Origin of the sequence: Burkholderia sp. Ac-20349, from assembly GCF_017104865.1 — a bacterium.
In the GTDB taxonomy this organism is placed as follows: domain Bacteria; phylum Pseudomonadota; class Gammaproteobacteria; order Burkholderiales; family Burkholderiaceae; genus Burkholderia; species Burkholderia aenigmatica.
In genome coordinates, this window is sequence record NZ_JAAGPM010000001.1 from 141152 (window position 1) to 154163 (window position 13012).

The 13012-nt window shown below is 65.7% G+C and carries 13 protein-coding genes; 2 read left to right on the forward strand and 11 right to left on the reverse strand.

Translation table 11 applies throughout. The features are described from left to right. Positions 1–42: 42 nt before the first annotated feature. From G3N61_RS00700 to G3N61_RS00720, 5 genes are all read right to left on the reverse strand, one after another. Positions 43–978 (reverse strand): electron transfer flavoprotein subunit alpha/FixB family protein, encoded by a 936-nt coding sequence (locus G3N61_RS00700; RefSeq protein WP_043181882.1) that lies wholly within the window; start codon positions 976–978, stop codon positions 43–45. A 16-nt stretch (positions 979–994) separates the two neighbouring features. Beyond that, a complete protein-coding gene (locus G3N61_RS00705) occupies positions 995–1744 on the reverse strand; it encodes an electron transfer flavoprotein subunit beta/FixA family protein (RefSeq protein ID WP_205821101.1) in 750 nt (249 codons plus the stop codon). A gap of 228 nt (positions 1745–1972) precedes the next feature. Then, the gene (locus G3N61_RS00710; RefSeq protein ID WP_043181879.1) at positions 1973–2767 is read right to left on the reverse strand and encodes a MetQ/NlpA family ABC transporter substrate-binding protein; all 795 of its coding nucleotides are present in this window, start codon (positions 2765–2767) and stop codon (positions 1973–1975) included. A gap of 29 nt (positions 2768–2796) precedes the next feature. After that, positions 2797–3450 carry a methionine ABC transporter permease gene (locus G3N61_RS00715; RefSeq protein WP_043181878.1) on the reverse strand — a complete coding sequence of 218 codons (654 nt, stop codon included), beginning with the start codon at positions 3448–3450 and terminating at the stop codon, positions 2797–2799. Beyond that, a complete protein-coding gene (locus tag G3N61_RS00720) occupies positions 3440–4474 on the reverse strand; it encodes a methionine ABC transporter ATP-binding protein (protein ID WP_205821102.1) in 1035 nt (344 codons plus the stop codon). Before G3N61_RS00720 ends, G3N61_RS00715 begins: the two co-directional genes overlap by 11 nt. A 217-nt stretch (positions 4475–4691) precedes the next feature. Between G3N61_RS00720 and G3N61_RS00725 the strand changes: the two genes are divergently transcribed. Beyond that, the gene (locus G3N61_RS00725; RefSeq protein ID WP_205821103.1) at positions 4692–5612 is read left to right on the forward strand and encodes an alpha/beta hydrolase; all 921 of its coding nucleotides are present in this window, start codon (positions 4692–4694) and stop codon (positions 5610–5612) included. 25 nt (positions 5613–5637) lie between these two features. Here G3N61_RS00725 and G3N61_RS00730 read toward each other — a convergent pair whose 3' ends face one another. Continuing rightward, entirely contained in the window at positions 5638–6561 is a 924-nt protein-coding gene (locus G3N61_RS00730) for a histone deacetylase family protein (protein WP_043181873.1), read from the reverse strand. Between the two features lie 43 nt (positions 6562–6604). On the opposite strand from G3N61_RS00730, the gene mltB reads away from it, so the two are divergent. After that, on the forward strand, positions 6605–7936 hold the full coding sequence (mltB, locus tag G3N61_RS00735; protein WP_080741543.1) for a lytic murein transglycosylase B: 1332 nt from the start codon (positions 6605–6607) through the stop codon (positions 7934–7936). A 78-nt stretch (positions 7937–8014) separates the two neighbouring features. Here mltB and cysM read toward each other — a convergent pair whose 3' ends face one another. The 5 genes from cysM to G3N61_RS00760 form a co-directional block, all read right to left on the reverse strand. After that, the gene (cysM, locus tag G3N61_RS00740; RefSeq protein WP_011351342.1) at positions 8015–8917 is read right to left on the reverse strand and encodes a cysteine synthase CysM; all 903 of its coding nucleotides are present in this window, start codon (positions 8915–8917) and stop codon (positions 8015–8017) included. 214 nt (positions 8918–9131) lie between these two features. Further along, the gene (locus tag G3N61_RS00745) at positions 9132–9476 is read right to left on the reverse strand and encodes a helix-hairpin-helix domain-containing protein (protein ID WP_043181868.1); all 345 of its coding nucleotides are present in this window, start codon (positions 9474–9476) and stop codon (positions 9132–9134) included. Positions 9477–9549: 73 nt separating this feature from the next. Continuing rightward, positions 9550–10542 (reverse strand): ADP-glyceromanno-heptose 6-epimerase, encoded by a 993-nt coding sequence (gene rfaD / locus G3N61_RS00750; protein WP_043181867.1) that lies wholly within the window; start codon positions 10540–10542, stop codon positions 9550–9552. Between the two features lie 63 nt (positions 10543–10605). Then, positions 10606–11556, reverse strand: coding sequence for a D-glycero-beta-D-manno-heptose-7-phosphate kinase (rfaE1, locus tag G3N61_RS00755; RefSeq protein WP_051889794.1), 951 nt, complete (start codon positions 11554–11556; stop codon positions 10606–10608). Between the two features lie 7 nt (positions 11557–11563). Continuing rightward, positions 11564–12964, reverse strand: coding sequence for a UDP-glucose/GDP-mannose dehydrogenase family protein (locus tag G3N61_RS00760; protein WP_043181865.1), 1401 nt, complete (start codon positions 12962–12964; stop codon positions 11564–11566). Positions 12965–13012: the final 48 nt, after the last annotated feature.

Consider the following 13012-nt stretch of genomic DNA (forward strand, 5'->3'; position numbering starts at 1 on the left):
CGCGCCCCTCTTCTCGTGTGCTTACCGAAGCATCACACTGCGTCAGCCGAGCTCGGCCACGAGTTCCGGCACGAGCGCGAACAGATCGCCGACGAGGCCGTAATCGGCCACGCTGAAGATCGGTGCTTCCGGATCCTTGTTGATCGCGACGATCACCTTCGAATCCTTCATGCCGGCCAGGTGCTGAATCGCACCCGAGATGCCGACTGCGATGTACAGCTGCGGTGCGACGATCTTGCCGGTCTGGCCGACCTGATAGTCGTTCGGCACGTAGCCCGCGTCGACTGCCGCGCGCGATGCGCCCAGGGCTGCCGACAGCTTGTCTGCCAGCGGCTCCAGCACCTTCGTGTAGTTCTCGCCGCTGCCCAGACCGCGGCCACCCGACACGATGATCTTCGCGCTGGTGAGTTCCGGACGGTCCAGCTTCGTCACTTCACGGCTCACGAATTGCGACTTGCCAGCGTCGGCTGCCGCTTCGATCTTCTCGACCGACGCGCTGCCGCCCTCCGCTGCCACCGGATCGAAGCCCGTCGCACGCACCGTGATCACCTTGATCGGGTCGCTCGACTGCACCGTCGCGATCGCGTTGCCCGCGTAGATCGGGCGCTCGAACGTGTCGGCCGAATCGACCGCCGTGATGTCCGAGATCTGCGCGACGTCCAGCTTCGCGGCGATACGCGGCGCGATGTTCTTGCCGTAGGCCGTCGCCGGCGCGAGGATGTGCGAGTAGTCCTTCGCGATGTTCAGCGCGGTCGCTTCGACGTTTTCCGCGAGGCCCGCTTCGAGTTGCGGCGCGTCGGCCAGGAGTACCTTCGACACCCCTGCGATCTTCGCTGCTGCGTCCGCTGCCGCTTGCGCGTTGTGGCCCGCGACCAGCACGTGGATATCGCCGCCGATCTTCGCTGCCGCCGCCACCGTGTTCAGCGTCGCGGCCTTGATCGACGCGTTGTCGTGTTCTGCAATCACCAGAATCGTCATTTCTTTCCGCTCCCTCTTACAGCACCTTGGCTTCGGTCTTCAGCTTCTCGACCAGCGTCTTCACATCCGGCACCTTCACGCCGGCTGCGCGCTTCGGCGGCTCGACCACCTTCAGCGTCTTCAGACGCGGCGCGACGTCCACGCCCAGGTCTTCCGGCTTCACGGTTTCCAGCGGCTTCTTCTTCGCCTTCATGATGTTCGGCAGCGTCACATAACGCGGCTCGTTCAGGCGCAGGTCGGTCGTGATCACCGCCGGCAGCGTCAGCGACAGCGTTTCCGCGCCGCCGTCGACTTCACGTGCGACCGTTGCACGGCCATCGGCCACCGTGACCTTCGACGCGAACGTCGCTTGCGGCAGGCTTGCCAGCGCAGCCAGCATCTGGCCCGTCTGGTTCGAATCGTCGTCGATCGCCTGCTTGCCGAGGATCACCAGTTGCGGCTGTTCCTTGTCGACCAGCGCCTTCAGGATCTTCGCGACGGCCAGCGGCTCGACGCTGTCGGTCGATTCGACCAGGATCGCGCGATCCGCGCCGATCGCCAGCGCCGTACGCAGCGTTTCCTGCGCTTGCGTGACGCCCACCGACACGGCGATCACTTCGGTCGCCACGCCCGCTTCCTTCAGGCGGACCGCTTCTTCAACCGCGATTTCGTCGAACGGGTTCATCGACATCTTCACGTTCGCAATGTCGACACCCGTGTTGTCCGACTTCACGCGGACCTTCACGTTGTAATCGACCACTCTTTTCACTGGCACCAGGATTTTCATGCACACGCTCCAAAGTTACGAATACGACCAGAGGCCATTCTATAGCGAGGCCTCATGACTGCGCGGCCAAGCGGACCCAACCTTCGTGGTTGTCGAGGATACCGCTTCTTGGCGACGCGCCAATGATAGCGAACGGTCGTTCTATTTTAAAAGAGAAAAAACCCGGACGCAAAGCCCGGGTTTTCGATCATCGACTCTAATCTCGCCGGGCGCCCGTTGCTTCGCCCGTTACCAGGCGGCAATGACCGCTCCGCCGAACTTGCCTTCGATGAACTGCTTCACATCGGCCGAATGATAGGCCGCGACCAGTTTCGCGACCCACGGCTTGTTCCGGTCCGCCTCGCGGATCGCTAGGATGTTCGCGTACGGGCCATTCGGCCCTTCGATCGCGATCGCGTCCTGTTTCGGTTTCAACCCCGCTTCCATCGCGTAGTTGGTGTTGATCGCGGCCGCGTCGACGTCGCCGAGCGAGCGCGGAATCTGCGCCGCATCGAGTTCGACGATCTTCAGCTTGCGCGGATTGTCGACGATATCGAGCGGCGTCGCCTTCAGCCCCGCGTCCGCGCGCAGCTTCAGCAGGCCCTGCTTTTGCAGCAACAGCAGCGCACGGCCGCCGTTGGTCGGATCGTTCGGCACCGCGATGCGCGCGCCCGGCTTCAGTTCGGCCAGCGATTTCACGCGCTTCGAATAGATGCCCATCGGGAACGTGACGGTATCCGCGACCTTGATCAGCTTGTAGCCGCGGTCCTTCACCTGCGCCTGCAGATACGGATCGTGCTGGTAGCTGTTCGCATCGAGGTCGCCCGACGCAAGCGCGGCGTTCGGCTGCACGTAATCGGAGAATTCGACGATGCGGATCTCGAGGCCGCTCTTCGCGGCGACCTTCTTCACCGCTTCCATGATCTGCGCGTGCGGCCCGCCCGTCACACCCACCTTGATGGTTTCGGCCTGTGCGTGCGCGCCCGCGAACAGCGCGGCCGCGCCCAGTGCCACCGCGAATTTCAGCATGAAGCGTCGTTGCATCGAGTGTCTCCTGACCGATCGGTCTTGTTTTACTTGTGGCTCAGCCGGCGGACGAGCCAGTCGCCGAACGACTGCACGATCTGCACGAACACGATCAGGATCGCGACCACCGTCCACATCACTTCGGGCAGATAGCGCTGGTAGCCGTAGCGGATCCCGAGATCGCCGAGGCCGCCGCCACCGATCGCGCCCGCCATCGCCGAATAGCCGACCAGCGACACGAACGTGATCGTCAGGCCCGCGACGACGCCCGGCAGCGATTCGGGCAGCAGCACCTTGAAGACGATCTGCGACGTGGTCGCGCCCATCGATTGCGCAGCCTCGATCAGCCCGCGGTCGACTTCGCGCAACGCCGTCTCGACGAGACGCGCGATGAACGGCGCGGCCGCGAGCGTCAGCGGCACGACCGCCGCGGCCGTGCCGATCGACGAACCCGTGATGAGCCGCGTAAACGGAATCACCGCGACCAGCAGGATGATGAACGGCGTCGAGCGGACGGCATTCACGATGCCGCCGAGCACACGATTCACAGCGAGGTTCTGCAGCACGCCCTGGCGGTCGGTCAGGTAGAGCAGCACGCCGAGCGGCAGGCCGACGAGCGCGCCAACCACTCCGGAGATGCCGACCATGATCAGCGTCTCCCAGAACGACTGCACGAACATATCGAACATCTCACTCAACATACGAAAGCTCCTCTACCACCACACCTTGCTCGCGCAGGAACGCGAGTGCCTGCCCGACCTTGCCCGGCTCGCCGCCCGCGAGCACCGCGAGCGAACCGAATGCCTGCCCCTGGATCTCGTCGATCTGGCCGTGCAGGATGTTGAAATCGAGCTCGTACCGGCGGATCGTCTCCGACAGGATCGGCTGGTCGACCCCCGAGCCCGTGAACGCGAGCCGCAGCAGATGCCCGCGGCCCGTCTTCAGCCGCTCGGCCACACGCGCCTTCAGCGCGGGCGGCAGTTCCTGTGCGATCACGTCGCCGATCAGCGCGCGCGTCACTTCGTGATGCGGCTGCAGGAACACGTCGATTACGCGGCCCTCCTCGACCACACGCCCTGCATCGAGCACCGCGACGCGATCGCACACCTGCTTGATCACTTCCATCTGGTGCGTAATCAGCACGATCGTCAGGCCGAGCTCACGGTTGATGCGCTTCAGCAGGTCGAGGATCGAGCGCGTGGTCTCGGGATCGAGCGCGGAGGTCGCTTCATCCGACAGCAGCACCTTCGGCTGGCTCGCGAGCGCGCGTGCGATACCGACGCGCTGCTTCTGACCGCCGCTGATCTGCGACGGATAGCGATCCTTCTGCGCGGACAGCCCGACGAGGTCGAGCAGCGGCAGCACGGCGGCCTCGATCTCGGCACGGCTTGCGCCGGCCAGTTCGAGCGGCAGTGCGACGTTGTCGAACACCGTGCGCGACGACAGCAGGTTGAAGTGCTGGAAGATCATGCCGATCTCGCGGCGCGCCTCGCGCAGCGCGCCAGCCGGCAGCAGCGTGAGATCGCGCCCGCCGACGACGACATTGCCTTCGGTCGGCCGCGTGAGCAGGTTGATGGTGCGCACGAGCGTGCTCTTGCCTGCGCCGCTTCGGCCGATGATGCCGAACACCTCGCCCTGCGGGATCGTCAGGTTGATGTTGCGAAGCGCCTCGACCCAGCCGCCCGGCCCGGGAAATCGCTGCGAAAGATTGCGTAATTCGATCATGTAAACAAAACGGCGGCCGGCCGGCGAGTTGGCCCGCCAGTCGGCCGCCGATGCATCTGGAATAACCGTCGATTTTACCGCAAACCCCTCATTCCCCTTAATAATCGATTTCGATCTTTTCATAACTACACGAAATTAGAGGGACGCCGCTGGCCCGCCGCAGGAATGCCGCGACTATGATCCCGGAACACATGCCAACGAACAGGGGACACGCCAGATGACCGCCACCACCACGCCGGCCGCCGCACCCGCCACCGCCGGACCGGCGCCTTCGGCGTCGCCCGCGCCGACCATGGGCCGGCTGCGTACCGCGGACGGGCTCGAACTGGCGTCGTACCGCTGGCCGGCCGGCGACGGCACCACGCCGCCGCGCGCGACGATCGCGCTCGTGCACGGCCTTGCCGAACACGCGGGCCGCTATGCCGCGCTTGCCAGTCGGTTGAACGCGGCCGGCATCGACGTGCTCGCGATCGATCTGCGCGGGCACGGCCAGTCGCCCGGCAAGCGCGCGTGGGTCGAGCGCTTCGACGGCTACCTGAACGATGCGGATGCGCTGATCGCTGAAGCGGCGCGCGGCAATTCGCCGCTGTTCCTGATGGGGCACAGCATGGGCGGCGCGGTCGCGGCGCTGTACGCGATCGAACGCGCGCCGGCACGCGGTCACGCGCTGACGGGCCTCGTGCTGTCGAGCCCGGCGCTCGCGCCGGGGCGCGACGTGCCACGCTGGATGCTCGCGGTGAGCCGCGTCATCAGCCGCATCTGGCCGACCTTCCCCGCGATCAAGATCGATGCAGCGCTGCTGTCGCGCGACCCGGCCATCGTCGCGGCCAACCGCGCCGATCCGCTCGTGCATCACGGCGCGGTGCCCGCGCGCACCGGCGCGGAAATTCTCGACGCGATGGCGCGCATCGAAAGCGGCCGCGGTGGGCTGCGCGTTCCGGTGCTCGTCTATCACGGCACCGAGGACAAGCTGACCGAGCCCGACGGCAGCCGCGCGTTCGGCGCACGCGTCGGCTCGCCCGATCGTACGCTGACGCTATACGAAGGCGGCTTTCACGAAACGATGAATGATCTCGAACGCGACCGCGTGATCGATGCGCTGATCGCGTGGATTCACGCGCGCGTGCCGGCGCGCTGAGCGCGCCCGGCCGGTCGCTCGATCATCAGATGCCGGCCAGCACGCGCAGGTGTGCGACGACGCTGCGCCCGAGCGCGGACAGGTTGTAGCCGCCTTCGAGGCAGCTCACGATGCGGCCCTGTGCATGCCGGCGCGCCACGTCGACGATCTGCGCGGTCAGCCATTCGAAGTCGGCTTCGACGAGGCCGAGGTTGCCGATGTCGTCCTCGCGATGCGCATCGAAACCCGCCGACACGAACAGCATCTGCGGCTTGAACGCATCGAGGCGCGGCAGCCAGAACATGTCGACGGCCTCGCGGATCGCCATCCCGTTGCTGCGCGCGGGCATCGGCAGGTTGACCATGTTCGGCGCCTGGTGATCGACGCCCGAGAACGGGTACAGCGGATGCTGGAAGAAGCTGCACATCAGCACCCGCTCGTCGTTCGCGAATGCGGCCTCGGTACCGTTGCCGTGATGCACGTCGAAATCGATGATCGCGACACGCTCGAGACCGTGTACGTCGAGTGCGTGCCGCGCGGCAATCGCGACGTTGTTGAAGAAGCAGAAACCCATCGCGCGCGCAGGCTCCGCATGGTGGCCGGGCGGACGCACGCCGCAGAACGCATTGGCATAGCGGCCTTCGATCACCGCGTCGGTCGCCGCGATCGCCGCGCCAGCCGCGCGCAGCGCAGCGCGCCACGTATCGCGGTTCATCAGCGTATCGGGATCGACCTCGACGTAGCCATCGACCGGCGTCATGCTCCGGATGTAGTCGATATGCGCCTGCGTGTGCACCCGGCCCAGCGCCACCTCGCTCGCGAACGGTGCGGTTTCGTGCACGATCAGGTCGTCGATGCGGCTCGCGATCAGTTGATCCTGGATCGCCGACAGGCGAGCCGGACATTCCGGATGCCATTCCCCCATCTCGTGCAGCATGCAGTCGGGGTGCGTATAGAAAGCGGTTGCCATAAGCTGTCATCCGCGGCGCACGATGCGCCGCAGGTCTCCATCAATGATGTCCATCGTCTGCCGCGAATTCGCCGCTAACTTACCACAATGGGGGCCCGCCACGCCCCGGCGCGCCGGATCCGTCGGGTATACTGCGCCGAACCCAATCGCCCTGTCCGCCCGCTTCGACATGAATTCCAGCAAGCCTGCCGCCCTTCTCTCCGCGCTGTTCCGTGTTCGCGTCCCGCTCGTTGCGGCCGCCGTGGTCGCGGCCCTCGGCGCCGCGCCCGCCGGCGCGCAGACGCAACCCGCGAAGTCCGCGGGCAAGCTCGTCGCACAGGCCCAGCCGCAGCAAGGCCAGACCTTCGAAGAGGAAATCGTTCCGCAGCGTTACGCGAACAACGCGAAGGTCGACGCGTTCATCGACGAGATGGTGAGCCGCAATGGCTTCGACTCCACCAGCCTGCACGCGCTGTTCTCGCGCATCAGCTATTCGGCGACGGCCGTCAAGCTCGTGAGGCCGGCCCCGTCGCCGACGGTCAAGAACTGGCGCGTCTATCGCTCGCGCTTCATCGAGCCGATCCGCATCAATGCGGGCGTGAAATTCTGGAAGGCGAACCAGGCAACGCTGCAGCGCGCGTCCGAGCAATTCGGCGTGCCGCCCGAGGTGATCGTCGGCATCATCGGCGTCGAGACGATCTACGGCCGCTACATGGGCAATTTCCGCGTGCTCGACGCGCTGACGACGCTCACGTTCGACTATCCGGACACGCCGAACCGCGACAGCCGCCAGGCGACGTTCCGCAAGAACCTCGAGGATTTCCTGGTCTGGACGCGCGACAACCAGCTCGACCCGACCACCGTGCTCGGCTCGTATACGGGCGCGATCGGGATTCCGCAGTTCCTGCCGAGCAGCATCCGCGAATATGCGGTCGACTTCGACGGCACGGGCCATGTCGACCTGCGCAGCAGTCCTGTCGATGCGATCGGCAGCGTCGCGAACTACCTGAAGCAGCACGGCTGGGAAACCGATCGCCCGGTGGTCTGGCAGATCACACCCGATACGGGCAGCCTGGGGATCGCACAAGCTGCCGCCGACGGCCAGCCCGAACCGCACTGGGCGCTGTCGCAACTGCTGCGCGCGGGCATGACGCTGAACGAGCCGACGGTCAACATCACGACCGAAGCCGGTACGCCCGTGACGGTCGTCGACCTGCCGTCGCCGGGCCGCGCGACCGAGTACATGCTCGGGCTCAAGAATTTCTATGTGCTGACGCGCTACAACCGCAGCTTCTTCTACGCGCTCACCGTGTACCAGCTTGGCGAGGCCGTGAAGGCACAGATGGAAGCGAGCGGCGCACTTCCGCCGAGCGCCACCGAAACGCAGTCGCAGTAAGCACTGCCTGCCCAAAGAAAAAGCGCCGCACAAGCGGCGCTTTTTTTATGCACGTGCCCTGCGCACGCTTGCCCGCGTTCAGGCGGGAAACACACCCGTGGACAGGTAGCGGTCGCCGCGATCGCAGACGATGAACACGATCGTCGCATTCTCGACCTGACGCGCGATGCGCATCGCGACTTCGCATGCGCCACCGGACGAAATGCCCGCGAAGATGCCTTCGACCGACGCGAGCCGGCGCGCCATCGTTTCCGCCGCGGCCTGGCTCACGTTCTCGACGCGGTCGACGCGGCTGCGATCGAAAATGGTCGGCATGTACGCTTCCGGCCACTTGCGGATGCCCGGAATGCGCGAACCGTCTTCCGGCTGCGCCCCGACGATCTCGATCGCCGGATTCTGTTCCTTCAGATAGTGCGACGTGCCCATGATCGTGCCCGTCGTGCCCATGGCCGACACGAAGTGCGTGATGCGCCCTTCGGTATCGCGCCAGATTTCCGGGCCGGTCGCTTCGTAGTGCGCGATCGGATTGTCGGGGTTCGCGAACTGGTCGAGGATCACGCCCTTGCCTTCGCGCTGCATCTGGTCGGCGAGATCACGTGCCAGCTCCATCCCGCCCTTCACCGGCGTCAGGATGATTTCGGCACCGTAGGCGGCCATGCTCTGGCGGCGCTCGACCGACAGATCCTCCGGCATGATCAGCACCATCTTGTAGCCGCGGATCGCCGCAGCCATCGCGAGTGCGATACCCGTGTTGCCGCTCGTCGCCTCGATCAGCGTATCGCCCGGCTTGATGCGCCCGCGCGCCTCGGCCTTGCTGATCATCGACAGTGCCGGACGATCCTTCACGGAGCCGGCCGGATTGTTGCCTTCGAGCTTCGCGAGCACCACGTTGTTGCGCGCGCGAATCTCGTCGTCCGGCAAGCGGACCAGTTGGACGAGCGGCGTATTGCCGATCGTGTCTTCGATAGTTTTGTAAGCCATGGATATACCGTGAGTACGAGGCCGATCAATCAATCGATTGTAAACCAGCGCCGCTGCGCGCGCCGGCAACCCCATTGCGACGATGGAATACGCCTGCCGCGCAATGCGTGGCCGCCGTGTACGCCGTGCCCACGCAAAAAACCCGCGGCATGCCGCGGGAAGCCGTCGCAACGACGGCGACTGAAGGAGCTCGTTGTCGACTTCGCGCGACGTGTTACTTCTGCGCGGTGCGGGCGGGCGCAGCCGCGGGCTTGCCGGCCGCCGGCTTGCCCGCGGCCGGCAGCGCGGCACCTGTGCCGGCTGCGCCTATCGTCAGGCCTTCCTGCTGAAGCCGCTCGACGGTATGGCCGCCCATGCCTTTCACGCGTGATGCGAGATCGTCCGCATTCCTGAACGGACCGCGTGCGCCGCGTTCGTCGAGAATCGCCTTTGCCCGTGCCGGGCCGATGCCCTTGATGCCGACGAGCGCATCCTCGTTCGCGGTGTTGACATCGACGGCCGCCCAGGCCGACGCGATCGTGCCGAGCATTGCCGCTGCGACCAACCATTTCCTGATCATGTGCTGGATCTCCGATGAATACGGCCGGCGGCTGCCGACCGTGAGACCCAGTCTATCGATGCAACGCTTCCGCTTAAACCTGGCCGGATAGCCAACGCACGTAGCGGTCGACACCTTCCTGCACGGTCAGGAACGGCGCGTCGTAACCAGCCGTGCGCAGCTTCGTCTGGTCGGCCTGCGTAAAGCACTGGTACTTGCCGCGCAACGCATCGGGGAACGGCACGTATTCGATCAGCCCCTGCTCGACCTGCTGCGCGAGCGTCAGCGGCGGCAGGTTGTCGAGCGCGCGCAACGTATTCACGACCGACGACGCGATATCGTTGAACGGCTGCGCGCGGCCGGTGCCGAGGTTGAAGATGCCCGACTTCTCCGGATGATCGAAGAAGAACAGGTTCACCTTCGTCACGTCCTCGACCGACACGAAGTCGCGTGTCTGCTCGCCCGGCGCATAGCCGTTGTACTCGCCGAACAGCTTCACCTTGCCTTCCGCGCGGAACTGGTTGAAGTTGTGGAACGCGACCGACGCCATGCGCCCCTTGTGCGTCTCGCGCGGGCCGTACACGTTGAAATAGCGGAAACCGGCGATCTGGCTCTTCGCGCTCGGCAGCACGCGACGGATTACCTGGTCGAACAGGAACTTCGAATAGCCGTAGACGTTCAGCGGCGCCTCGACGTCACGCTCCTCGACGAAACGCGTCGAGCCGCCGTAGATCGCCGCCGACGACGCATACAGGAACTGCGTGCCCTGTGCGAGGCAGGTGTCGAGCACCGCGCGGCTGTAGCGGAAGTTGTTGTCCATCATGTAGCGGCCGTCGGTTTCCATCGTGTCCGAACAGGCGCCTTCGTGGAACACCGCGCGTACCTTGCCGAAATCGCCGCGAGCGAAACGCTCGACAAATTCCGTCTTGTCCAGATAGTCGTCGATCTCGCAATCGACGAGATTCCGGAACTTGTCCGCGCGCGTCAGGTTGTCGACGGCGATGATGCGCGTCTCGCCGCGCGCGTTGAGCGCGTTGACGATGTTCGCGCCGATAAAACCGGCTGCGCCGGTGACGATGAGGGTCATGATCGTCCTGCCTGAAAAGTGCGAGCGATGCGTGCGGCGCGCTTGTCGCGCCACCGCATGCGCTCAGTGAAACAGTTCGTCGTAGTCCACCGTGGCCGTGCCGAGCTTGCCGACCACGATGCCTGCCGCGCGATTCGCCAGCACGACGGCGTCGACGAGCGGCACGCCTGCGCCGAGCATCGTCGCGACGGTCGCGATCACGGTATCGCCCGCGCCCGACACGTCGAACACCTCGCGCGCGAGCGCCGGGGCGTGCAGTTCACCGGTGGCGGAAAAGAGCGTCATGCCCTCTTCCGAACGCGTGAGCAGCAGCGCGTCGATGTCGAGTTCCGCGCGCAGCTTCGCGACGCGCGCGCGCAGATCGTCTTCCGATTTCCACTGCCCGACCACCTCGCGCAATTCCGCGCGATTCGGCGTGATCAGCGACGCGCCGCGATAGCGTGCCCAGTCGTCGCCCTTCGGATCGACGAGGACGGACTTGCCGGCCGCACGTGCCTTCTCGATCATCGTCGTGACGTGCGTCAGGCCGCCTTTCGCGTAATCCGACATCAGCACGACGTCGTGCTGCGGCAGCAGCGAATCGAAGCGCGCAAGCCCTGCGAGCAGCACCTCGTGCGTCGGCATCGCCTCGAAGTCGACGCGCAGCAGCTGCTGCTGGCGCGCGAGCACGCGCAGCTTGATCGTGGTCGGCAACGCCGGGTCGCGCTCGAGATGCGGCGTCACGCCGCTGCTGGCGAGCAGCTCGACGATCCGCTCACCGGGCTCGTCGCAACCGACGACACACAGCAACCCGGCCTGGCCACCGAGCGTCACGGCGTTGCGCGCGACGTTGGCCGCACCGCCGAGCCGCTCTTCCTGACGCTGCACGTGCACGACCGGCACCGGCGCCTCAGGCGAAATGCGATCGACGTTGCCGAACCAGTAACGGTCGAGCATCACGTCGCCGACGACAAGCACGCGCGAGCGCGCGATCTGCGCACGCGGCACCGGAACGACTTCGCGGAGAGTGTTCATCGTGCGGTCAGCCACGGGAAGACGACTGGGGATCGACATACGGCCGGCCGATCGCGTAGTAGTCGATGCCCAGCTCGGCCATCGCGTCCGGCTCGTACAGGTTGCGCCCGTCGAAGATCACCGGCACCTTCAGTTCAGCCTTCAGGCGCGTGAAGTCGGGGCTCCGGAATTCTTTCCATTCGGTCACGATCACGAGCGCATCCGCGCCCTTCACGGCGACGTCCTGCGTGTCGACGAGATGCAGCCGCGCCAGCGCGCTCGCGTCATGGCCGAAATCCAGCGCGAACACGCGCCGCGCTTCCTCGATCGCGACCGGATCGTAGGCACGCACGGTCGCACCGCGTGCGAGCAGCGCGGCGATCAGGCGGCGGCTCGGCGCCTCGCGCATGTCGTCGGTGTTCGGCTTGAACGCCAGGCCCCACACTGCGAACTCGCGGCCGGTCAGGTCGGCACCGAAGCGCTGCTCGATCTTGCCGATCAGCACGTCCTTCTGCGCATGGTTGGCCGCCTCGACGGCCTCCAGGATGCGCAGCGGCTGGCCGTTCTCGCCGGCCGTGCGAATCAGCGCCTGGACGTCCTTAGGGAAGCACGAGCCGCCGTAGCCGACGCCGGCGTACAGGAAGTGATAGCCGATGCGCGGATCGGAGCCGATCCCGCGGCGCACGGCCTCGATGTCGGCGCCGACCTTGTCGGCGAGATTCGACATCTCGTTCATGAACGAGATACGCGTCGCAAGCATCGCGTTCGCCGCGTATTTTGCGAATTCGGCCGAACGCACGTCCATGTAGATCGTGCGCTCGTGGTTGCGGTTGAACGGCGCGTAGAGCTTCTTCATCTTCTCGCGCGCGATCGTGCCCGTCTCGTCGTCGTCGACGCCGATGATGATGCGGTCAGGACGCATGAAGTCTTCGACCGCAGCGCCTTCTTTCAGGAACTCCGGGTTCGACACGACCGAGAAGCGGTGTGCGACGCTGCCCGCCAGCCCGCGGGCGGCAAGCGCCTCGTCGACCACACCACGCACGCGCTGCGCGGTGCCGACCGGCACCGTCGACTTGTCGACGATCACCTTGAAGCCCGTCATGTGGCGGCCGATGTTGCGCGCGGCTTCGAGCACGTACTGCAGGTCGGCCGAACCGTCCTCGTCGGGCGGCGTGCCGACCGCGATGAACTGGATCTCGCCGTGCGCGACGCTCGCCTCGATGTCGGTCGAGAAGCGCAGGCGCCCGGCCGCGCGGTTGCGCGCGATGATGTCCAGCAGCCCCGGTTCGTGAATCGGCATCCCGCCGTTGTTCAGGATGTCGATCTTGCGCGGATCGACGTCGAGACAGAAGACGTCGTGACCGATCTCCGCCAGGCAGGCGCCCGTGACGAGACCGACGTAGCCGGTGCCGATGATGGTGATTTTCATAGATGTTCCGGTACTTCCCGGTGATTGACTAACTTGGCCGCCGGGACG

Excerpts from the sequence above, each read along its gene's own strand:
- mltB (WP_080741543.1), top strand. The coding sequence starts at position 6,605 with ATGATGTCCATCGTCTGCCGCGAATTCGCCGCTAACTTACCACAATGG.
- G3N61_RS00760 (WP_043181865.1), bottom strand. The coding sequence starts at position 12,964 with ATGAAAATCACCATCATCGGCACCGGCTACGTCGGTCTCGTCACGGGC.
- G3N61_RS00700 (WP_043181882.1), bottom strand. The coding sequence starts at position 978 with ATGACGATTCTGGTGATTGCAGAACACGACAACGCGTCGATCAAGGCC.
- G3N61_RS00745 (WP_043181868.1), bottom strand. The coding sequence starts at position 9,476 with ATGATCAGGAAATGGTTGGTCGCAGCGGCAATGCTCGGCACGATCGCG.
- G3N61_RS00715 (WP_043181878.1), bottom strand. The coding sequence starts at position 3,450 with ATGTTGAGTGAGATGTTCGATATGTTCGTGCAGTCGTTCTGGGAGACG.
- G3N61_RS00710 (WP_043181879.1), bottom strand. The coding sequence starts at position 2,767 with ATGCAACGACGCTTCATGCTGAAATTCGCGGTGGCACTGGGCGCGGCC.
- G3N61_RS00725 (WP_205821103.1), top strand. The coding sequence starts at position 4,692 with ATGACCGCCACCACCACGCCGGCCGCCGCACCCGCCACCGCCGGACCG.
- rfaE1 (WP_051889794.1), bottom strand. The coding sequence starts at position 11,556 with ATGAACACTCTCCGCGAAGTCGTTCCGGTGCCGCGTGCGCAGATCGCG.
- G3N61_RS00705 (WP_205821101.1), bottom strand. The coding sequence starts at position 1,744 with ATGAAAATCCTGGTGCCAGTGAAAAGAGTGGTCGATTACAACGTGAAG.
- cysM (WP_011351342.1), bottom strand. The coding sequence starts at position 8,917 with ATGGCTTACAAAACTATCGAAGACACGATCGGCAATACGCCGCTCGTC.
- G3N61_RS00730 (WP_043181873.1), bottom strand. The coding sequence starts at position 6,561 with ATGGCAACCGCTTTCTATACGCACCCCGACTGCATGCTGCACGAGATG.
- rfaD (WP_043181867.1), bottom strand. The coding sequence starts at position 10,542 with ATGACCCTCATCGTCACCGGCGCAGCCGGTTTTATCGGCGCGAACATC.
- G3N61_RS00720 (WP_205821102.1), bottom strand. The coding sequence starts at position 4,474 with ATGATCGAATTACGCAATCTTTCGCAGCGATTTCCCGGGCCGGGCGGC.